The sequence below is a fragment of the Ruegeria sp. AD2(2025) genome (assembly GCF_056542385.1).
Genome location: NZ_JBQFZS010000001.1, coordinates 698,006 through 719,201, shown reverse-complemented (window position 1 = coordinate 719,201; position 21,196 = coordinate 698,006). Strand labels below are relative to the sequence as shown.

Sequence of the window (21,196 nt, the reverse complement as noted above, 5' to 3'; positions counted from 1 at the left end):
CGATCCGTAATCCATAGTACGAACTGGATTTTATGGCGAGGCCGCAGATGACCGGATCACAACAGGGCGCAATCGAAAGTTATTTCCGCAACGACGCCCCGAAGGCCGTTCGATCCGCCATCGAAGACGCCAAGAAAGGCGACATTCTGAACGCGTCCTACCCATATTCCGAAAAGATGAAGGGCAAGGATTACGACGCGCAGATGGAGGCGCTGCAGATCGAACTGGTCAAGATGCAATCCTGGGTGAAGGCAACAGACCAACGTATCGCGATCATCTTCGAAGGTCGGGACGCTGCTGGAAAAGGGGGAACGATCAAGAGGTTCCGGGAAAATCTTAATCCACGCGGCGCGCGAAACGTGGCGCTTAGCAAGCCGTCAGATGCCGAACGTAGCCAGTGGTATTTTCAACGCTATATCTCGCATCTGCCATCCGCCGGTGAGATCGTGTTCTTCGACCGCAGTTGGTACAACCGGGGCGTGGTCGAGAACGTCTTCGGTTTTTGCACCACGGACGAGCGCGAAAGGTTCTTCCGGCAGGTCCTGCCATTGGAGATGGGGTTTCGAAACGACGGCATCCACCTGTTCAAGTTCTGGCTGAATGTCGGACGCGCCGAGCAGTTGAACCGTTTCCTCGCCCGCGAGACGGACCCGTTGAAACAATGGAAGCTCAGCCCCATCGACGTCGCAGGCTTGGGCAAATGGGACGAATACAGCCGGTCCATCGCGGAAACCCTCACCCGCAGCCATTCCGACAACTGTCCTTGGACCATCATCCGCTCGGATGACAAGAAACGCGCGCGCCTTGCGGCCATTCGCACCGTTCTCAGCGGGTTGGACTATGACGGCAAAGACACCGACATCGTCGGCACGCCCGACGCAAAGATCAGCGGCGGGCCGGATATCTGGGATGCGTGAACGCGCTGGTCTCGGGCACAGACCCTGCATATATAAGAACAAATGTGCCTGAGGCCGGGATGACGAAACGCGGATACCACCACGGAAACCTGAAACAAGCGCTGATCGAGGCTGCGCTTGTGCTGATCGAACAGAAGGGTCCAACGGGCTTTACTCTGTCCGAGGCGGCCAAGACCGCAGGGGTCACACCGGCCGCGGTCTATCGCCATTATGAGGGGCGCGAGGACCTGATCGCCGAGGCTGCGCGGCAGGGTTATGAAATGTTCGCCGACCTGATGCAGTTTGCCTATGACAAGGGTCAGCCTTCGGCGCTGGCCGCGTTCGAGGCCACGGGCCGCGCCTATCTGGCCTTTGCCCGCAAGCACCCCGGGCATTACATCGCCATGTTCGAAAGCGGTATTTCGATCAACCGCACGCCTGAACTCGCGCTGGCTGCCAACCGCGCCAAGGGGGTTCTGGAAAAGGCCGCCAGCGACCTGTCACAGCATATCCCGCCTGAAAAACGCCCGCCCGCCTCGATGTTCAGCGCCCATATCTGGGCCATGAGCCACGGGGTCGTCGAACTCTTTGCGCGCAATACCGGGGCCAGTTCCCCCTTCCCGCCCGAAGACCTGCTGGAATCGGGGATCGGCATCTATCTGCGTGGTCTGGGTCTGGTCGCACAGGACGACTGAGCGATCAGAACGCCCGGCTGGGTTTGGCCGTGGTCAGCCGCGAGGTCACGTTGATCAGGTCCATATGACCCATGCCCTTGATATCCACCGGGCCAATATCGGTGATCTGAAACTCGTCGATCAGCGCATATTTCATCTCTTCCGGCGCGACGATCCGCATCGGGTTTGCAAAGACTTGCAGGCGCGAGGCGATGTTCACCGCAGGGCCAAACACGTCATAAACGTATTTCTGTATCCCAACGACCGAGCCAACTGCAGGGCCCATCCCCAACCCGATCCGCGCCTGCCATTTATGCGGATGACTTTCATTGCGCCGTTCGAGATACCGCAGGAACCGCACCGCGCAATGGGCCACCGCCGTGGCATGATCGGGCGTCTCGTCGGGCATCCCTGAGACCGCCAGATAAGCATCGCCGATGGTCTTGATCCTTTCGCAGCCGAACTGCTCGACGATGCGATCAAAGGCGGTGAAGATGTCGTTCAACTCGCTCAGCGTCACCGTCGGATCGGTCTTGGCGGCAAAATCGGTGAAGCCCACGAAATCCAGCATGACAACCGACACCTGATCGAACAGCTGCGGCGTGACCACGCCGAATGTCTTGAACTCTTCGTAGACCGCCTTGGGCATCAGGTTCAGCAGCAGGCGTTCGACGCGCTCCTTCTCGCGCTCAAGCTCGCGCGTATTGCGTTCAACCATGGTCGAGTAGCTGTCGATCATGCTTTCAAGCTCGCGGATGCGGGTGATGTTCTGGCATTCGACCACCAGAACCTGCTCCTCAAGTCCGTTAGCCAGCGAAACCGCCGTGGCAAAGATCAGCGTCCGGCGCTTGGGTTTGATCTGCAATTCCACGGAATACCGCAGGCCCGACTGCTTGACGTCTTCAAGTTCCTTCGGGTCCAGATCGGGCAGCAGATCCAGAAGGGTCTGACCCTCGGCCGGGGTCCCGAACCATTCGGCGAAGGGCCCGTTGTGGAACACAAAGGTCAGATCCGATGCGCGCAGCACCGCCACACCCACACCAATCGCGCGCAGCAAATGCTCGTTGATGGCCAGAATGCTCATGCAGCGTTCCGGGCCACAATGATCGAGCGTTTGCCTTCGATCGCGGCCAAGGCCAGGTTTATGTCGCTGTCGGACATCCCATGCATCGCCAGCGCCTCGCCAAACAGCGTCGCCATCTCATCAAAATCAGAATGCGAGATGTTCAGATGGCGATGCACCGCCTCAATCCGATCATCGCTGAACGAGGCCGGCCCCCCAACCAGAGACGATACGAACTTGGTCTGATGGTCGATCAGACGCGGCAGGTCGATCTCATCAAAATAATCTCCGATTTCGTCGGATTCCAACGCCATCTCGTAGAATGACATCACGATACGGCTGATGGTTTTAAACCCGCCGTATTTTTCATAGATCGTCTGACTCACAACACAAAACCGAATGATAATTAGAAACAACACGACAACGTTATATCAAATTGAAAGTGTTGTTAACTTTTTTGAGCATAATCGGGCAACTTGCACGTCAAGCTCAGACAACTGGGCGGACCACATGACAGTGCAACGCTCTGTCGATCAGCGCACGACTTGCTACGACGGATGAAACCCCGCCGACGAGATCACAGAACGTGACCGCCGAGCTGATTTGAACAAGGGTAGACCTCGGGCAGAAAGAGGCCCTCATAGGTAAACGTATCGCCCCGTTCGACCGCTAATATGACGTTGGAGGACCTCAGGAATACGCCGATCATGTGCCGCCGAATATCCGCCTCGGATCCCGCCATAAGGACCAGTGATTGCGGTTTGAGCCGAAAGTAGACGGACGCAAGAACATAGTCCCTGAACCGCATCTGCTTAAGCGAGGCGACATAGTCATCGCCGAACCCCTCGGCCATTGCCTGAGCCGCGATTTCATCGCCAAACTCATCGGCCAGCTGCCCACGCAGCCAGCTTCTGAGACCGCTCGACAAAGGGACGGCGGCGATAGCAGCCAGAACAGCGCCCGAAATCAGCAGTTTGCGACGCGTGATCATCAGATTGCCCTCGCTGCAAAGATGGACAGAGCCGACAAGGTCAATGTCGGATTGGCCGGCGAGCAGGATGGAAAAACGCCCGCCCCAAGGCTCAGGACATTCGGTATCTCATGTGTTTTTAGCTCGCGATCTACTACGCCAGTCTCTTGCGATGTCCCCATTCTGGTCGTGCCAAGTATATGGGATTCGGTGGCGACCAGCCCAAGCGACTCGATGCTCTCGACCTCAGTGGGGAATATTTTGTCGATATTATCCAAAGCGTTGGACAAGCCATCGGCTGCATATTGTGAATGGCCCTGCCAATCAACCATCACCTCGTCATCGACAATTGTCACCCGGTTTTCGGGCTGGGGCAGGTCTTCGGCAATGAACTTTAGCGTCAGACGCTCAGTCCAGCGGTTCTTTTGCGGGCGCGTTGCGGCGGGCACGTTGAAGTTCTCGATCAATACGGCAGCAAAATCCGAGCGATCCATATCGTGATAGAAATGATATCCATGCCCGGTGATTGAACTTCCGCCAAAAAAGTTCTTGATCGGCACGTCGACCTGCAGGTGATGCGCAAGCTGTTCATTCAGATAGCGCCCAAGCGCCGGTGCCGAAAACCCACTTCGCAACAAGATGGCAGCGTTGAATATTGCGTTCGTTCCCAGCGCGATCAGATCTGCGCCGATCTCGGCCTCTCCGGTCGCGCCTTTGATCAGCAGAGATTTAGCAATCCCCGCTTCGGTCCGAATCTCTCGCGCTTCTTGACCGGTCAGCAGAAAGACACCATCGCGCTCAAAATGCGGCAACCCGTTCAAAATGGTGAATTTTGCATCGACGGGGCAGCTGTGACAGATGCCATTTGAGCAGCAGAGCCCGCGGCTTCCCCCGTTGCTGCGTGCTGTGGGAACGGGAACCCAGAGATCGCTTGCCTCCTGCAACACCTTGTCAGACCGCGACGGAAGGTGCGGCGGAAAGGGAAAAGGTTGGCTGCGGGGCAGTATGTGGTCGCTGCCACCGCCCGCAATCTCCATCACGGCTTCAACCTGGTTGTAGTAGGGCTCAATCTCGTCATAGCCGACCAGCCAGTCCTCAGCCCGACCGAACAGTTCCTTGGTTCGAAAATCAGTGGGATGAAACCTGGGGGTCTGCCCCCACCAGCAATTTGAGTTTCCTCCGAATGCAGTCCGCGCGATCCAGGGCTTTTCGCTGTTGGACCTGAAAGGCTCATATGGCAGCGGCGAAGCGATCAGTTCCTGGTGGCTGACCACATCGCCCTTTTCGACGATCAGCACCGACAGATGTTCGGGTAGTCCGTACAGGAAGAACATTGATGCAAAACTGCTTCCGGCAATGATGACATCCCAGCGCCTGTTCTGCGCATCTTCCAAAGATATTCTGTCCATCGCACCGCCGCTTACAAATAACTGGTCAGATAGTCCTGGTTCGGAACATCACAAATAAATACGGCAATTACCGGGCAGTTATTTCGGAACTCCCGATCTTTCGTAGTTTCTGGCGACGTCCATAGCCGTGGCCTTGAAATACTCGGCCAGTTCGAATGGCACCTCAACCACATCCCCATTCCCGATATCATAGCGGTTCGGCAGAGACGCCGGATCCCGTTGATAGATAACGGCAAAAATCAGACAGGTAACAGCGTATGCACCTGCCTGATTCAGGTGAATCGTATCCAGAAAGAGATCACCTATATTATCTACGCCGGGCACCTTACCCGCTTCGATATCGTCGTAAATCCGCATCATCAGGCGATGTCCGGGGATCATGTAGATCCGCGGCATCCCCGAGGGGCGCACTGCGTTGGCGTGGTCCTGAATCTGCTCCCAACGCTTCTCTTCGATCTCCAGTCGTTCGCGGAAAGGAATGTGCCCCTCGCCGCTCGGTCGCAGATCGTCTGGGTTCTCCCACCAAACCCAAGTGCTGTAGAGCATGAGTTCGGCGCCTTGCCCGCGATTGCCGTTCTTCCAACTATTATCCACCCACTTTTCGATGAAATCGAGCGTGTTCTCTTTGAAATAATCGGCATCCGGGCTCAGTGGTACGGCTTCGGTCGTCACCAGAAGCTCATAGTGCTGGATGTCATTGCGTGCATCCGGAGCACCGTACTTCGCCTCGTTGTTCCAACGCCACCTGAGGTTCGAGCCGGGTATCGAAGAGTGGCCAATTGTCTGAAAGTTAGTGCCCCGGATCGAGTTAAGAGGCCCCGCGCCACGAATTGTATCTGTCGCCAGGATCAACTGCCCAGGCCAGGGGCCCGACATATAGGCATCGGTCAGGCTGTGGCCGCTATGAATCTGGCGGACGTTGACCGGGCTTGGCGTTCGCGGCGGATAGTCTGAAGCCAATGCCAACTGCACCGAATTCAGTACAAAAATTGAAGAAATAAACGACAGAAAAACACGCTTCATAGCCAATACCATCCCCAGTAATATCTCTATTCTGATGCCCAGGTTCACTCGCAAACAAGCCGATCCTAGAGGAACGGTTTTTCCGAGTCTACCCGCCTGTTAAGTAGGTCATCAGATGCCGGAAGCCAGCTCTCTATCGATACTTGGGGTATGGCGGAGAGACAGGGATTCGAACCCTGGAGACGGTTTCCCGCCTACACACTTTCCAGGCGTGCGCCTTCGACCACTCGGCCACCTCTCCGTGCCGGCGATATGTGGACCATCGAAACCGGATTTGCAAGGCCCGATTACAGCTCATCTCCGTCGCCGGAATCCAAATCCGTCTCGGTCATTTCGACAGCGCCCGTGGTGCGCTTTGCGTCGGCTTCAGGGGACGTCTCGGCGGGGTTGGGCTGCTCTTGGGCATCGGTGTGCAGAACCTCGGCATTACGCAGCCAGACATCGCGCTGAGCAAAGGGGATCTCAATACCTTCCTCGACGAAGCGGCGGTTAATTTCGTGGTTCATGTCCGATTTCACCGACAGAACCCAGTTCACATCCCGCAGAATCGCACGGATTTCGAAGTCGAGCGAATCCGCGCCGAACCCCTGGAACACGACGCTTGGAGCCGGGTTGGCCAGCACCATGGGATGGGCGTTGGCGATTTCGTCCAGAATGGTTTCGACCCGGCGGGTATCGGTGCCGTATGCCACGCCGACGGGCACTATGACGCGGCCAATCGTGTTGCCACGTGTATAGTTCGTCACCACGCCGCTGATCAGGTCCGAATTCGGCACGATCACATCGGTGCGGTCAAACGTCTCGATCCGCGTGGACCGCACCGAGATATCGCGGACATAGCCCATCATCCCGTTCACATCGATCCAGTCGCCCTTTGAAATGGGGCGTTCAACCAGCAGGATGATGCCCGAGACAAAGTTCGACACGATGGTCTGCAGACCAAAGCCGATCCCGACCGAGAGCGCGCCGGCCACAATCGCCAGCGACGACAGGTCGAACCCGGCCACCATGATCGCAATCAGCGCGGCCAGGAAAATCCCGACATAACCGGTGCCCGAAACGATCGCATTCTGTCCGCCCGGATCAATGCTGGTCTTGGGCAGCAGCGAGTTGCGCAACCCGCTCTGCAGCAGGCGGGTCAGGGTGTATCCGATGGCAAAAACAGCCACAAAGGTCAGGAAATTGCTGGGCGAGATCGTGACCCCGCCGATATCGAATCCCAGCAGCAGCCGGGACCATGCCTCGAGCAGATCCGTCTGCCGTGCGCCCCAGTAGATCGCCAGAATGGGTAGCGCCACAATCGCCAGCACAAACCCCACCAGAACCGAGAACAGCGAATCCCGCGCCGCCTCGCCCTGCCCCGACAACCAGCCGTAGACCATGGCGAAGAAACGTTGAACGATCACCAGTGCAGCGATCAGGATCAGCGTCTTGACCGCTGGGAAAACAATCGCTTCGGCCGCGTTGATATAGCCAACTGCCGCCAGAACCGGCGTTGCAATCCCAAGCAGGAACAGGGCTCGGCGGATGAACTCGACCAGCTGACCGAGCCCTGCCGCGCGCGAGGAGGCCTCTTGCGCTGATGCCGCCGGCGAAGACTGCCGGATCTGCCGCACCCGCAACAGCAAGAGCGCCGTAGCCAGAATGATCGGGAACCCGACAACCGCGCGGGTGGCGTCCGAGATATTCTCAATATCCTCGAACAGCATCGCAAGATCATGCAAGATCAGCATGATGGCAAGAAGATCAATGTAGACCCGTAACTCTTTGATCTTTTGCGCAGACAAACGCTTGAAGCCGTTTGCCTCACCCATCAGGTAAATCTGACGCCCGATCCAGTCGAAATAGAAGATGATGGCGGCCCAATAGGGAAGATTCTCGATCAGAAGGCTACCGCGAAGGCCGAGAACACCGGTCAGCACGATGGCCATGGTCAGAGCCAGTACCCCCAGCCAAGGCAACAGGATACGCAGCAGCGAGACGACGAAGGTCCAGACACCGCTGCCGTGACCGCCCAACAGCCGCAGGTAAGTGCCGCCTCTTTCCGACCAGCGCCGACCGTACAGCAACAGGACAGAGGCAATGAACACCAAAATGACGATCTCGAGTGCCCGCTCGCGTATCTGTTCACGCACGATGTCCGACCGCAGGTTCTGGGCCGTTTCGTTCACCAGCCCGCGCACAGCTTCGTCTATATCCGCCCAGGCCGGTGCCCAATAAACCGGATTGAACGGTGACGGTCCGCGTTCCAGCAGTTCTTTCTTCTGACGATCCCGGATAATCTTGTCGATCTCGCTGATCAGGCCATTGGCGCGGGTATAGGCCTCTTGCGAGATGATGCGCGGCACCCGAAGGCTGTTGAGCTGCGTTTCCAGATGCTCGCGCAGGGTGGCGATGTCTTCCGGCTCGGTCGCGTCGCCTTCGGGCTTGGGACCAAGCGCCTTGATTTGATCTTCCAGCGTCTGAATCCGCTCGGTACTGGCTCCGCGTGCGCGGTTAAAATCTTCTCGATAACTGTTTATTTCGGAGCGTAAATTCTCCAGCGAGGCGTTCGAGGCCCGATTGGCCTCGATCACGGCCTCGGCCCGGTTCGCGGTGCTGAGCCAGCCCTGATAATACTCGCTCTGACGGTCGGTCAGCTGCGCCGAGGCGGTCGCGCCCAGAACGATCAGAATGACCGTCAGAAACAGGCGGACCCGCCAGATCATCATACGTCCTCGAACACGCCGGGTATGCTACGCGGTGCTTCGGTCATCCAGTCGGGCACCGGCAGTTCCTTTTCGCGCAGGAATTCCGGATTGAACAGTTTGGACTGATAGCGGGTGCCATAGTCGCACAGGATGGTGACAATGGTGTGACCCGGCCCCAGATCTTTTGCCAGCCGGACTGCGCCTGCCATGTTGATGGCGGTTGAACCACCCATGACCAGCCCCTCATCCCGCAGCAGATCGAAGATATAAGGCAGCGCCTCGTTATCGGTCATCTGATAGCAATAATCCGGCGTAAACCCTTCCAAGTTCTTGGTAATCCGAACCTGACCAATGCCTTCCGCGATCGAGCCGCCCTCCATCGCGATCTCGCCGGTGGTATAATAGGAATACAGCCCTGCGCCCATCGGATCGACAAGGCCGATCTTCACGCCCTTGGGCTGCAGGGCGTCGGCCACACCGGCCAGTGTGCCGCCAGACCCCACCGCGCAGACAAAGCCATCGACCTTGCCGCCGGTCTGCTCCCAGATCTCAGGGCCGGTGGTTTCCACATGCGCCTGACGGTTGGCCACGTTGTCGAACTGGTTGGCCCAGATCGCGCCATTGGGTTCGGTCTGCGCCAGTTCCTCGGCCAGACGGCGCGAGTAATGCACAAAGTTGTTTGGATTGCGATAAGGGGCCGCAGGCACCTGCACCAGTTGCGCACCGGCCAGACGCAGCATGTCCTTTTTCTCTTCCGACTGAGTTTCGGGGATCACGATCACCGTTTTGAAACCCATCGACGCCCCGACCAGCGCAAGACCGATCCCGGTATTGCCGGCGGTGCCTTCCACAATCGTACCCCCGGGCTTCAGATCACCCCGCGCGATCGCGTCGCGGATGATGTAAAGCGCCGCGCGATCCTTGACCGATTGCCCCGGGTTCATGAATTCGGCTTTGCCGAGAATCTCGCAACCGGTCTGCTCGCTGATGCTGCGCAGCCGGATCAGGGGGGTGTGTCCGACCGCGTCGGCAAGGTCTCGTGCAATGCGCATGGCGCCCTCTTGTCATATGGTTTCGCAGAAGATTTACAGGTGCCCCGCCGCAACCACAAGCCGCGATAGTCAGGCCCGCAGCCGTTCACGGTGCCGCGCAAGCCAATGCGCCAGCATCAACAGCGGCAGATCCTTGAAAACACGGCTGTCCACACGCGTGATGAACGTCTCGAAAGGCAGGATTTCGCTTCGAATATCTTCGCCCTCTGACGCCAGCCCACCGCCACCCACAGTCTCGGCCAGATCCGCCAGCCCGACATAGAGGTGCAGATATTCAGTCGAAGACCCGCTGGAAGAATAAGCCCCGCCTGCATATTCCAGCACAGTCAGAGAGACCTGAGCCTCTTCCATCGCCTCGCGACGGGCGGCCTGTTCGGGGGTTTCGCCCGGGTCGATCATGCCGGCAACGGGTTCCCACATCCAGGGCTAGGGGTCGTCGGCCAGAAAGACGGGCGGACGGAACTGCTCTATCAACAGCACCGCATCCCGCATCGGGTCATAAGGCAACACAACCACGGCTGCCCCTTGCATCAACCCGTTGCGATGCAGCACCGGCCCCATGGACCCGTCATGCTGACGGTGCTGCAGTTCGACCTCTTCCATCCCCAAATAGTTGATATAGGCGCGGGTGCGGCGGTGAACGATCACGTCGTGCCCGACGTCACGCTGATCGCCGGTGCCGCGCGCCCGTGCGGCCAGCCTAGCCCAGGCGCGGGTTCGTATGGCCTGAAAGTTGCGGGCAATTGTGCTGGGGTTCGCCGTGCCGAAATGCGCCATGACCTCGTCAGCGGCCAGCAGACTGAGATCCCCCCAGCGCTCGGCCCACGCCCGAAGAGACCACGGTTGGTCGGGTGTCCAGAGATCGGCTTCGGGGTAAAACACCTGCGCTTTGACCGTCGAGCCATCCCCAAGCTGCACGGTCTGAAGGCGAAGATCATAGTCAAAACCGCCTTCGTAATAGGCCAGCCTATCCAAGTCCTGGCGTTCCAGCCCCCGCACCAGCAGCCCGTCGGCGCTGCTGCCTGCCTCTGCCACGATCATCGGAAACGGCTGGTCCTTGACGCCATAGACGGCGTGATCCGGCAATACGGCGGGGGTCGCGGACAGGTCCGAGGCCGGGCGACCCAGCACCGCTTCAAGCAGGGGTTCATGCCGCAGGGTGCCGTAGAAAAACAGATCAGACAAAGCGCCGACCTTCTGGTTTCAGCGCCAGCGCCGGAATGCGATCTCGGTCAACAAGCCGGTGACAACTGCGCCGATGGCCAATGTCCACAGAATCTCTGGCGCCAGCAGTTCTTCGCCATAGCCAACACCGAGTTGGAAGATGGCCAGCAGCGCCTCGAACGGGCCGCCGAACCGGTGGCGCATGGCCTGGCTGAACATCTCGTAGGTGCCTTGAACAAACAGACCCCAGAATACCAGCGCCACAACCCCAGTCAGCCCATTGTTCACGCCCGCGGTCCAGCCCCGGCCAGCGCGCTTGCCCATGATCACCCAGCCGCAGACCACACCCAACAGCATGTTCACATATGTGAAATAGCCGTAATCCTTCCCCTCTTCGCCGTTTTCTATGATCATGCTCGATACAAGAAATGCCACCACCAGAAGACACAGGGCAGCAACAAGGCGTGAAGCTGTAGGCATTCGGTTTTTCCGTCCGTTAACTGGGTTTAGCTACTGTGATCTGTGTCACATCACAATTGCCGGTGTCAAAGGCTGCGCCGCAAGCGGTCAAATAATAATTCCACATGCGGCGGAAACGCTCATCAAAACCCAGTTCGGATATCTGATCCCATTTCGCATTGAATGTCTCATACCAGCGGCGCAGGGTCAGATCGTAGCTCTGGCCGAACTCTTTCGAGCGCACCACATCCAGTCCCGCGAGCCCGATCTGTTCCCGCAAGACCGATGGCGCGGGTAGCATTCCACCCGGAAAGATATATTTCTGAATGAAATCAACGCCATTCTTGTAAACGTCCCAGCGATGATCCGCGACGGTGATGATCTGTAACGTCGCGTGCGCGCCGGGTTTCAGACGGTCCCGCACGGTGTTGAAATAGGCCGGCCAGTATTTCTGCCCAACCGCCTCGAACATCTCGATCGAGGCGATGCCGTCATATTGCCCCTGTTCATCGCGGTAATCCTGAAGCTTGAACTTAACGAGGTCAGAAAGACCTACCTTTTCAATGCGCTCTCGCGCGAACTTCAACTGCTCTTGACTGATGGTCAGGCCCGTTACACGCAACCCGCGTTCTTTAGCGGCGTATTCGGCAAACCCGCCCCAGCCGCAGCCGATTTCAAGGATATGATCACCGGGCTTGGCCCCCATTTCATCGACCAGACTGGCATATTTCGCGGTTTGCGCCTTTTCCAGACTTTCCTGCCCGGTCTCAAAGATAGCGCTGGAATAGGTCATGGTGTCGTCCAGCCACAGCCCGTAGAACTCATTGCCCAGATCATAGTGGTACGAGATGTTCTTTTTGGCCTGTGACTTGTGGTTCCGGTTCAACCAGAACCTCAGGCGCTCATAGGCGCGAACCAGAAACTGTCCGGTGAAATCATCATAGACTGTTTCCGTGCCTAGATGCACCAGATCCATGAAACTGCGCAAATCGGGGGTGCTCCAGTCGCCTTCCAGATAGGCGTCGGAGAAGCCAAGCTCGCCTTCCCGCACCAGACGCGCGAACACATCCGGGTCGTGGATGTCCACATGAGCCACAGGACCGGGATTAGGCGCGTCGGAACGGAAAACGCGACCGTCGGGCAGCGCGATGTCCAGCCGCCCGGACTCCATCCGGTTCAGCATCTTGAAGACCTGAGAAAAATACCTCGGCAGGTTTTCCTGCCCTTCCGTGGATGTCAGGACCATCCGCTCTCCCCTCTGCGGTTGTGGTTTAAGGCTAGGGCGGGATTCGGTTTCTGGCAAGTTTTCAGTTCCTTACTGGATTTTTTGTGTTCTCGTAGAGGCGCAGTGCCCGGCGGCGGCCCCCGGGCAGGTCGATGATCGGCGCCGGGTATGTACCCGTCGCCGAAAGACCCCATGATCGCGGCACCGCGTCGAAATAGGCCAATGCGGTGGTCGAAGGCTGGCTTTGACCCTCGGCGATCCATCGGCGCAGATAGTTGTTCTGCGGGTCAAATCGCTCGCGCTGTGTTTCGGGGTTGAAAATGCGGAAAAAGGGGGCGGCGTCAGGCCCCGAGCCCGCCACCCATTGCCATCCCATCGCATTGGCCGCTGGGTCCCAGTCGACAAGGCAATCGGCGAACCAGTCCATTCCGATTTTCCAATGGGTTGTCAGATGCTTGGCCAGGTAACTTGCCACGATCATCCGGGCGCGGTTGTGCATCCGACCCGTTACATACATCTGCCGCAGCCCCGCATCCACGAGCGGTATTCCGGTCTGCGCCCGCCGCCACGCCTGCACCTGGGCGGTGCCCGGGTCGGTGTTCCAAGGAAACCCGTTCCATTCGGGTTTCCAGTTTTCAGTCAGCAGATGCGGCCAGTGATACATCAGATGATAGGCAAACTCGCGCCAGACCAACTGCCGCAGATAGGCTTCGCCCCCCGTCGCGCCCACCTGTCCTGCGGCCTGAACCCGGTGCCAGACGGTCCGTGGGCCGATCTCACCCAGCGACAGATACTCTGACAGGCCCGAGGTTCCCTCGGCATCCAGCCGGTCTCTTTGATCCGGGTAGCGATCCACATGCTGCAGAAACGCATCCAACCGATCCATCGCCGCCGCCTCGCCGGGCTGAACGTAAGGTCGGACGATTGCAGCCCCGCGCTGCATGTCCCGATGCAGGTGCCAAGCCCCAAGAGCTTCCGACCCGGGCCACTTGTCAGGCCCAGTCAGCCGGGCGGGTGCTGGCGCAGGTGCGGGTACATCGCGCATCTGCACCGCGCGCCACATCGGGGTGAAGACGCGAAACGGCTGCCCCGCCTTCGTGGCCACAGCCCACGGCTCGAACAGAAGATGCCCCGCGAACGATTGGGCGTCGATCCCCTGTGCCGTCAGCGCCGCCTTGATCCGGGTATCGCGGTCAATTGATGCCGGATCATAGGCGCGTGACCAGTAAACCGCCGTGGCACCGGTCTCGCGGATCAGCTTGCGCAGCACATCGCCCACATCGCCGCTGCGCAGGATCAGGCGACTGCCTTTGTCCTCTAACGCGCGCGCAAAGGTTTCGAGCCCCAGCCCCAGCCGCCATTTGGGCGCGCTGCCCAGCGTATCGACCTGATTATCCCTAATGAACACGGGCACGACTGGCCGACCCGATCGAACAGCCGCATCAAGCGCGGGGTGGTCGCTCAGCCGCAGATCGCGCCGAAACCATATTATGACCGCTGACCGCTCGTCCGTCATTCACGCCCCCCTGTTTTTCGGGTTTACGCGGTGGCCCGGAAATCGGATCACAAAACGTCGTCAAGCGCCTGCAAAAGCTGATCTATTTCCTGCTGAGAGGTATAATGCGTGAAGCTCAGCCGCAGCACGCCCTGATCGGGGTCGATTCCCATCGCCTGCAGCGGGCGGCCTGCATAGAAATCTCCACCACCTGCCATGATGCCGTGCCGGGCCAGTTCCGCGGCAACCGGGCCAGCCGGGCGGTTCAAAGCCAGCGCCACCGTCGGGGCCCGGCGGGCCGCATCCGAGGGCCCCAGCAGGCGCACCGCGTTCCGCGTGCTGACGGCATCGAGCACCGGCTGCAGCAACGCGACCTCATGCGCACGCATCAAATCGTGGACAAAAGCGCCACGTTCGCTGGCACCGGCTGCTGGGCCGCCGTGGTGGTCACACAACTGATCGACATAATCCGCCATCCCGGCGCTGGCCGCGATCTGCGCATGATCGGGACCAGCCGGGGTGAACCGTTTGGTCAAATCCCCACCATTGAAATGGTGCGCCTGATTGGGCAGCAACGCGCCCAGACTGCGGCGGATGACCATGCAGCCCTGATGTGGGCCATAGGTCTTGTAGGCCGAGAACAGGTAGATATCGGGCCCCAGATTGCCCACATCCGGGAAACCATGCGGCGCATATGACACCCCATCGACACAGACAAACGCCCCCGCCGCGTGGGCTATCGCGGTGATCTCGGTCACGGGATTGATCTCTCCCACCACGTTCGAGCAATGGGGGAAGCAGACCAGCCGAACGGTATCGTCCAGCAGGTTCTCAAGATCGGCCGGGTTCAGCAAGCCGGTCGCGGGGTCGATCTGCCATTCCCGGATCTCGATCCCCTCCTCCGCCAGCCGCCGCCAGGGGCCGGAATTGGCCTCGTGATCCTGATCGGTCACCACGATTGCGTCGCCGGGTTGCATCCACTGACGGAAGGCCTGCGCTAGAACATAGGTGTTCTGCGTGGTCGAAGGGCCAAAGCTCAACTCATCCGTTTCGACACCAAGAAGGGCGGCAAGCCGGGTTCGGGCCTCGTCCATCTCGGCTCCGCCAAGGCGGCTGGCCTCGTAGGGGCCATAGGGCTGAACCTTGCGCTGGGTATAGAACCGGTACAGCCGGTCAATCACCGGCTGGCAGGTATAGGACCCGCCCGCGTTTTCAAAGAAAGCCTGCCCCTGCAGGCCAGGCTCGGCAAAGGCCGGGAATTGCGCGCGCACAAATTCGATATCCAGCTTGCTCATGCGCATTCCTCCCCGATCGTCCGCCCGTCTGCGCTGACGGTGCCGCCAGTAAGCAGAGGCGGGGCTGGCCCGTCAAGCAGCCCCCCGTCAAAATGCAAAAGGCCCCGGTCATCGACCGGGGCCTTTCGGAGTTTCCGATTTAGAACCGGTCGGTCAGCGCCGGCGCCGCTCGTTCACCAGACCGATGAACAGCGAGACGCACATCAGCACCAGAACGATGGCGAATGGGAAGCCGGTGGCGATAGCAGCCGCCTGCAGCGCCCCCAGACCGCCGCCCAACAGCAGCACGATGGCAATCGCACCTTCCAGTACGCACCAGAACACGCGCTGCGCAGTCGGCGCATCCGTCTTGCCGCCTGCAGTAATCGTGTCGATCACCAGCGACCCCGAGTCAGAGCTGGTGACAAAGAACACGACCACCAGGATGATGCCGACGAACGACAGCAGCGAGGTCATCGGGAACTGCTCGAACATGGTGAACATCTTCAGTTCCAGCGCCGCGTCAGACAGGGCCTGCCCCGAACCGGACAGAACCTGATCCAGTGCGGCACCGCCAAAGACGGCCATCCACAGGGCACCGACGATGGTCGGGATCAGGATGACGCAGGTCACGAATTCGCGGATGGTGCGGCCACGCGAGATACGCGCGATGAACATGCCAACGAACGGCGACCAGGAAATCCACCACGCCCAGTAGAAGGTGGTCCAGCCCTGCATGAAGTTGACGTCTTCGCGGCCAACCCAGTTAGACAGCGCCGGCAGCGCCACGACGTACTCGACCAAGCTGTCGAAGAAACCGGTCAGGATGGCGATGGTCGGTCCGACCAGCAGAACCAGCAGCAGCAGCAGTCCCGCCAGGATCATGTTGGCTTCGGACAGGCGCTTAACACCCTTGTCCAGACCGGCCACAACCGAGACCAGCGCGAAGGCGGTGATCAGCGCAATCAGCAGAACCTTCATGCCATCGCTGACAGGCACGCCGAACAGATAGTTCAGACCGGCCAGAGCCTGCGTCGCACCCAGACCTAGCGAGGTCGCCAGACCGAAGATGGTGGCAAACACCGCCAGAACGTCGATGATGTGACCCAGCGGACCCCATGTCGCCTCACCAAAGATCGGGTAGAACACCGACCGCATGGTCAGCGGCAGACCGCGGTTAAAGCTGAAGAAGGCCAGCGCCAGTGCAACAACCGCATAAACCGCCCAAGGATGCATCCCCCAGTGGAAGATGGTTGCAGCCATGGCCAGCTTTTTCGAAGCCTCAGGGTCTTCCAGACCTGCACCAAGCGGAGCCCAGTCCGTACGCACTCCGTCTTCGCCAACGGCAATGCCGCCAACCGAGGACCCGTAATGCGAAATCGGTTCAGCCACGCCCCAGAAAACGAGCCCGATACCCATGCCTGCGGCAAACAGCATCGCGAACCAGCCCGCGTAGGAGTAATCCGGTTTGGCATCATCCCCACCCAGCCGGATCGAACCAAAAGGCGTCACGATCAGCATAAGCGAGAATACTACGAAGATGTTACACGCAAGCATGAACACCCAGTCAAAGTTGCTGGTCAGTGCCGGACGAAGCCAACCAAAGAATTCGGACGCCTGCTCGCGGAAGACGAGCGAGAAGAACACGAAAGCAATGACGGTCAGACCCGAAACAGCAAAAACCGGATTGTGGACGTCCAGACCGAAGATCTGAACATTGTCCTGACCGACTTCATAGTCGGAATCCGTATTATCGGACATTTTTCTTCCTCTCTGTTTTAGTGCCCCAAGTCTTCGGGGAACGACAGTATTTTAGGCAAGACTATTAAGACTGTCCGAGGACCGAAAACGACATTTTCAGATTTTTTTGGCCAAAAACGACATTGTGTAGAAAGCGTGACACAAGGCCCAGCGCTCCGAACTGCAACGCGTCGATCCTGATCAGTGGCGGTTCTTTGACCCTGCCAGCCGCAGGCCTAGCCCTGCACTTTGGTATAAGTGCCCTCTCCGGCCAGAATGCCGCGGAATCCTCCGGGTTCATCCAGCCCGAAGACGATCAGCGGAAGGTTGTTGTCGCGCGCCAGCGCAATGGCCGAGGCATCCATGACCCGCAACCGCTTGGCCAGTACGTCGTCATAGCTGACCGTGTCATACCGGACCGCATCGGCGTTGGTCTTGGGGTCCTTGTCATACACACCATCAACCCCGTTCTTGCCCATAAAGATGGCCTGACAGGCCATTTCATTGGCGCGCAGCGTGGCCGCGGTATCGGTGGTGAAATAGGGGTTCCCCGTTCCGGCGGCAAAGATGCAGACCCGTTTCTTCTCAAGATGGCGTACAGCGCGGCGTCGGATATAGGGCTCGCACACCTCATCCATGCGGATGGCCGAGATCACGCGGGTAAAGACCCCGACCCCTTCCAGTGCCGATTGCATCGCCAGCGCGTTCATCACGGTGGCCAGCATTCCCATGTAATCCGCCGTCGTACGCTCCATCCCCTGCGCCGAGCCGCTGAGGCCCCGGAAGATATTGCCGCCGCCGATGACCATGCAGATCTCGACGCCCAGATCGTGTACTGATTTGACCTCTTGCGCGATGCGCTGGACGGTTGGCGGGTGCAGACCGAATCCCTGGTCACCCATCAAAGCCTCGCCGGAAATTTTCAGCATGACGCGGTCATACTTGGTTTTTCGGGTCTCTGCGTTCGGGGAAAGGGTCATGTTGCGCTCCGGGCTGGCACGGGGTTATTTTCCGGCGCAAAATGAAGCAAAACCTCCGCGGGTTCAATGCGGATAGTCAGGAATGAGGCAACCGCTGATGGCCGATACCACCGCCGACCGGCTCTGGAACCGCCTGCCCCCGATCCCCGACGACAAACCGGTGCTGATCGCCGGGCCCACGGCCTCGGGCAAATCGGCGCTGGCGTTGCTGATTGCCGAGCGCTGCGGCGGCGTGATCGTGAACGCCGATGCCAGTCAGGTTTATAACTGCTGGCGCGTCATCTCGGCCCGCCCCTCGGCTGACGAGGAAGCCCGCGCGCCGCATCGCCTGTATGGGCATGTCAGATACGACCAGACCTATTCGACCGGCCACTGGCTGCGGGATATAACACCGCTGCTAAAGCAGGGGTCGCGCCCGATTATCGTGGGGGGCACGGGGCTGTATTTCTCGGCACTGACCGAAGGGATGGCGGATATACCTGCCACGCCGCCCGAAATTCGCGCGCAAGCCGATGCCTTGTCGTTGGAGGAACTGACCGAGGGCGTCGACGCGCAAACCCGCGCCGGTCTCGATCACCGCAACCGCGCCCGCGTGCAGCGCGCGTGGGAAGTGCAGCGCGCCACCGGTCGGTCGCTGGCCCAATGGCAGGCCGACACCCGGCCGCCGATCCTTGACCTCGACCAAACGGTTCCGATCGTTTTCGACGCCGAAAAAGCGTGGCTGTTGGAGCGCATCAACCGCCGGTTTGATCAGATGCTGGATCAGGGCGCGATGGACGAGGTCGCCCGGATGCGCGACCGCTATGATCCTGCCCTGCCCGCCTGCAAGGCCATCGGCGTGCCGGAACTGATGGCCCACCTAAACGGCGAGATGACGCTGGACGCCGCGCGCGAGCGGGCCACTATCGCGACCCGGCAATACGCCAAACGACAGCGCACCTGGTTTCGCGCCCGGATGGGGGCCTGGCACCGCATCGACGCGGCGCTTTAGGACCAGCGCACCCGCAACCCGAAAAGAGCGAAACGACGACCACCCGACATGCGAATTTCGGGGCCGGAACGCAGCATTTTTTGCGGCGGATGCCGGGTTTCAGTTTGAAACAACCGGCATCTGACTTTCTACAGATATGTCGTTTTTGGACATTCCATGACGATTTCGAACATTGACGCCGATCCAAAACTGGTGCGGAATGCAGAGATGGGGATGTTTGAAACTCAGAAAATCAAGCCCACGGCCCTGCGGCCCGACATGGATCGGCCCCGGCAGCGCCAAGCCTAATCAATAAGAATTACAAAATTCAGTGTCACAGGGAGACATCTATGGAAAACCAGACAATCAACGGAAAGCCGATGCATTGGGCAGCGGAAATGCACGCGCAGGAATACCGCGATGGCAATCTGAGCCGTCGGGAATTTATGGCGCGGGTGACCGCGCTGGGCGTTGCCGTGCCTACCGCCTATGGCATGATCGGTCTGCAATCACCCGCTGCCGCAGCCGAACCGCAGCAAGGCGGCACCATTCGCTATCAGATGGAAGTGCGCGCGCTCAAAGATCCGCGCACCTTTGACTGGACACAGATCGCGACCTTCACGGCGGGCTGGCTGGAATATCTTGTCGAATACAACAATGACGGTTCGTTCAAGCCCATGCTGCTGGAAAGCTGGGAAGCCAATGAAGACGCCACCGAATATACGCTGAACGTCCGCAAAGGCGTGAAGTGGAACAATGGTGACGACTTCACCGCCGAGGACGTAGCGCGCAACATTGAAGGGTGGTGTGATGCGTCTCTGGAAGGCAACTCCATGGCCTCGCGCATGGCGTCTCTGGTCGATGAAGGCACTCAGAAAGCCGCAGATGGTGCCATCACCGTTGTCGACTCGCACACCGTCAAACTGAAGTGCAACGCGCCGGACATCACGATCATTCCCGGCATGGCCGACTATCCGGGTGCCATCGTGCATTCCAGCTTTGACGCCAACGACATCCTGTCGAACCCGGTCGGCACCGGCTTTATGCTGCCCGAAAGCCACGAAGTGGGCGTCAAGGGCGTTCTGGTGCGCAACGAAGGATTTGACTGGTGGGGCTATGAGGCCGGAAAAGGTGGCTATATCGACCGGATCGAATTCATCGACTACGGCACCGACCCCGCCGCCTTCCTGGCCGCCTATGAGGCCGAAGAAATCGACATGAACTGGGAATCGGTGGGCGAATTTGTCGATATCTTCGACAGCATCGGCCTTGTCCGGTCCGAGATTCCGTCGGGCTTTACCATCGTCATCCGCCCCAACCAACTGGCCGAGGACGCCGACGGCAACAAGATCTACGCCGACAAGCGGGTGCGTCAGGCCCTCGCCATGGCGGTCGACAACGCCGTCTGCTTGGAACTTGGAATGTCTGGCTATGGTATCGTGGCCGAAAACAGCCATGTTGGCCCGATGCACCCCGAGTACGACTCGTCGATTACCCGCATCCCCTATGATCCGGCGGGCGCCAAGGCGCTAATGGACGAAGCCGGCATGGGCGATTTCGAACACGAAGTGCAGTCGATCGATGATGACTGGCGCCGCAATACGACTGCCGCGGTGGTCGCGCAGTTGAACGACGCCGGTATCAAGGCCAAGCATACGGTTCTGCCGGGCTCGACCTTCTGGAACGACTGGACCAAGTACCCCTATTCGTCGACCAACTGGAACCACCGCCCGCTGGGTACGCAGATTCTGGCCCTGGCCTACAAGTCGGGCGTGGCTTGGAACGAATCCGGCTTCTCGAACGAAGAGTTCGACACGCTGCTGGCCGAGGCGAACTCCATTGCGGATGTGGACCAGCGCCGCGAAGTGATGGCCAAGTTGCAGGCGATCATGATCGACGAAGGTGTGGTCATCCAGCCCTATTGGCGGACGGCGATGCGGCACCACCGCGACAATATGGTCGGTGTCGAAAAGCACATCGCGGACTTGCCGCAACTTTACAAGTTCGGCCTGACCTCCTGAGCCACAACAAAAAAGGGCCGCGCCACACAGGCGCGGCCCTTCGTCCTAATTACGGCGACCAAAATAATAGCAATGCGTGGGGCGACATGCC

Annotated in this window: 20 protein-coding genes and 1 tRNA gene; 5 read left to right on the top strand and 16 right to left on the bottom strand. The window is 59.3% G+C overall.

The genetic code is table 11. The annotated features are described in order from the left end of the window. Positions 1-47: 47 nt before the first annotated feature. Together ppk2 and ACR1XV_RS03500 are read left to right on the top strand one after the other, a co-directional pair. On the top strand, positions 48-917 hold the full coding sequence (gene ppk2, locus ACR1XV_RS03505; RefSeq protein ID WP_480528917.1) for a polyphosphate kinase 2: 870 nt from the start codon (positions 48-50) through the stop codon (positions 915-917). Between the two features lie 59 nt (positions 918-976). Then, positions 977-1,591 carry a TetR/AcrR family transcriptional regulator gene (locus ACR1XV_RS03500; protein ID WP_480528916.1) on the top strand — a complete coding sequence of 205 codons (615 nt, stop codon included), beginning with the start codon at positions 977-979 and terminating at the stop codon, positions 1,589-1,591. A 4-nt stretch (positions 1,592-1,595) separates the two neighbouring features. On the opposite strand, the gene ACR1XV_RS03495 is transcribed toward ACR1XV_RS03500, so the two are convergent. The 16 genes from ACR1XV_RS03495 to pyrH form a co-directional block, all read right to left on the bottom strand. Continuing rightward, a complete protein-coding gene (locus tag ACR1XV_RS03495; RefSeq protein WP_480528915.1) occupies positions 1,596-2,654 on the bottom strand; it encodes an adenylate/guanylate cyclase domain-containing protein in 1,059 nt (352 codons plus the stop codon). Beyond that, positions 2,651-3,019, bottom strand: coding sequence for a group I truncated hemoglobin (locus ACR1XV_RS03490; RefSeq protein ID WP_480528914.1), 369 nt, complete (start codon positions 3,017-3,019; stop codon positions 2,651-2,653). Before ACR1XV_RS03490 ends, ACR1XV_RS03495 begins: the two co-directional genes overlap by 4 nt. A 191-nt stretch (positions 3,020-3,210) precedes the next feature. Next, positions 3,211-3,624, bottom strand: a complete 414-nt coding sequence (locus ACR1XV_RS03485; RefSeq protein WP_480528913.1) for a hypothetical protein — start codon at positions 3,622-3,624, stop codon at positions 3,211-3,213. Beyond that, on the bottom strand, positions 3,624-5,012 hold the full coding sequence (locus tag ACR1XV_RS03480) for a GMC oxidoreductase (RefSeq protein ID WP_480528912.1): 1,389 nt from the start codon (positions 5,010-5,012) through the stop codon (positions 3,624-3,626). Before ACR1XV_RS03480 ends, ACR1XV_RS03485 begins: the two co-directional genes overlap by 1 nt. A gap of 78 nt (positions 5,013-5,090) precedes the next feature. Next, the gene (locus tag ACR1XV_RS03475; protein WP_480528911.1) at positions 5,091-6,083 is read right to left on the bottom strand and encodes a hypothetical protein; all 993 of its coding nucleotides are present in this window, start codon (positions 6,081-6,083) and stop codon (positions 5,091-5,093) included. 103 nt (positions 6,084-6,186) lie between these two features. Next, positions 6,187-6,276 (bottom strand) — tRNA-Ser (locus ACR1XV_RS03470). Positions 6,277-6,322: 46 nt separating this feature from the next. After that, complete coding sequence (locus tag ACR1XV_RS03465) at positions 6,323-8,743, bottom strand: DUF3772 domain-containing protein (RefSeq protein ID WP_480528910.1); 2,421 nt, start codon at positions 8,741-8,743, stop codon at positions 6,323-6,325. Continuing rightward, complete coding sequence (locus ACR1XV_RS03460) at positions 8,743-9,777, bottom strand: cysteine synthase A (RefSeq protein ID WP_480528909.1); 1,035 nt, start codon at positions 9,775-9,777, stop codon at positions 8,743-8,745. The genes ACR1XV_RS03465 and ACR1XV_RS03460 overlap by 1 nt, the downstream gene beginning before the upstream one ends. A gap of 69 nt (positions 9,778-9,846) precedes the next feature. Then, positions 9,847-10,197, bottom strand: coding sequence for an NUDIX domain-containing protein (locus tag ACR1XV_RS03455; RefSeq protein ID WP_480528908.1), 351 nt, complete (start codon positions 10,195-10,197; stop codon positions 9,847-9,849). A gap of 6 nt (positions 10,198-10,203) precedes the next feature. After that, a complete protein-coding gene (locus ACR1XV_RS03450) occupies positions 10,204-10,962 on the bottom strand; it encodes a gamma-glutamylcyclotransferase (protein ID WP_480528907.1) in 759 nt (252 codons plus the stop codon). Positions 10,963-10,980: 18 nt separating this feature from the next. Further along, positions 10,981-11,421 carry a TrgA family protein gene (locus ACR1XV_RS03445; protein ID WP_480528906.1) on the bottom strand — a complete coding sequence of 147 codons (441 nt, stop codon included), beginning with the start codon at positions 11,419-11,421 and terminating at the stop codon, positions 10,981-10,983. A 16-nt stretch (positions 11,422-11,437) separates the two neighbouring features. Further along, positions 11,438-12,646 (bottom strand): class I SAM-dependent methyltransferase, encoded by a 1,209-nt coding sequence (locus ACR1XV_RS03440; RefSeq protein ID WP_480528905.1) that lies wholly within the window; start codon positions 12,644-12,646, stop codon positions 11,438-11,440. 61 nt (positions 12,647-12,707) lie between these two features. Next, a complete protein-coding gene (locus ACR1XV_RS03435) occupies positions 12,708-14,141 on the bottom strand; it encodes a cryptochrome/photolyase family protein (protein WP_480528904.1) in 1,434 nt (477 codons plus the stop codon). Between the two features lie 47 nt (positions 14,142-14,188). Continuing rightward, positions 14,189-15,415 (bottom strand): aminotransferase class V-fold PLP-dependent enzyme, encoded by a 1,227-nt coding sequence (locus ACR1XV_RS03430; protein ID WP_480528903.1) that lies wholly within the window; start codon positions 15,413-15,415, stop codon positions 14,189-14,191. Between the two features lie 153 nt (positions 15,416-15,568). After that, positions 15,569-17,155, bottom strand: a complete 1,587-nt coding sequence (locus ACR1XV_RS03425) for a BCCT family transporter (protein WP_480528902.1) — start codon at positions 17,153-17,155, stop codon at positions 15,569-15,571. Positions 17,156-17,370: 215 nt separating this feature from the next. After that, entirely contained in the window at positions 17,371-18,114 is a 744-nt protein-coding gene (gene pyrH / locus ACR1XV_RS03420; protein ID WP_480528901.1) for a UMP kinase, read from the bottom strand. Between the two features lie 97 nt (positions 18,115-18,211). On the opposite strand from pyrH, the gene miaA reads away from it, so the two are divergent. From miaA to ACR1XV_RS03405, 3 genes are all read left to right on the top strand, one after another. Continuing rightward, positions 18,212-19,105, top strand: coding sequence for a tRNA (adenosine(37)-N6)-dimethylallyltransferase MiaA (gene miaA, locus ACR1XV_RS03415; RefSeq protein ID WP_480529288.1), 894 nt, complete (start codon positions 18,212-18,214; stop codon positions 19,103-19,105). Between the two features lie 156 nt (positions 19,106-19,261). Next, positions 19,262-19,393, top strand: a complete 132-nt coding sequence (locus ACR1XV_RS03410) for a hypothetical protein (RefSeq protein WP_480528900.1) — start codon at positions 19,262-19,264, stop codon at positions 19,391-19,393. A 41-nt stretch (positions 19,394-19,434) separates the two neighbouring features. Then, positions 19,435-21,105, top strand: coding sequence for an ABC transporter substrate-binding protein (locus ACR1XV_RS03405; RefSeq protein WP_480528899.1), 1,671 nt, complete (start codon positions 19,435-19,437; stop codon positions 21,103-21,105). The last annotated feature ends 91 nt before the right edge of the window (positions 21,106-21,196 follow it).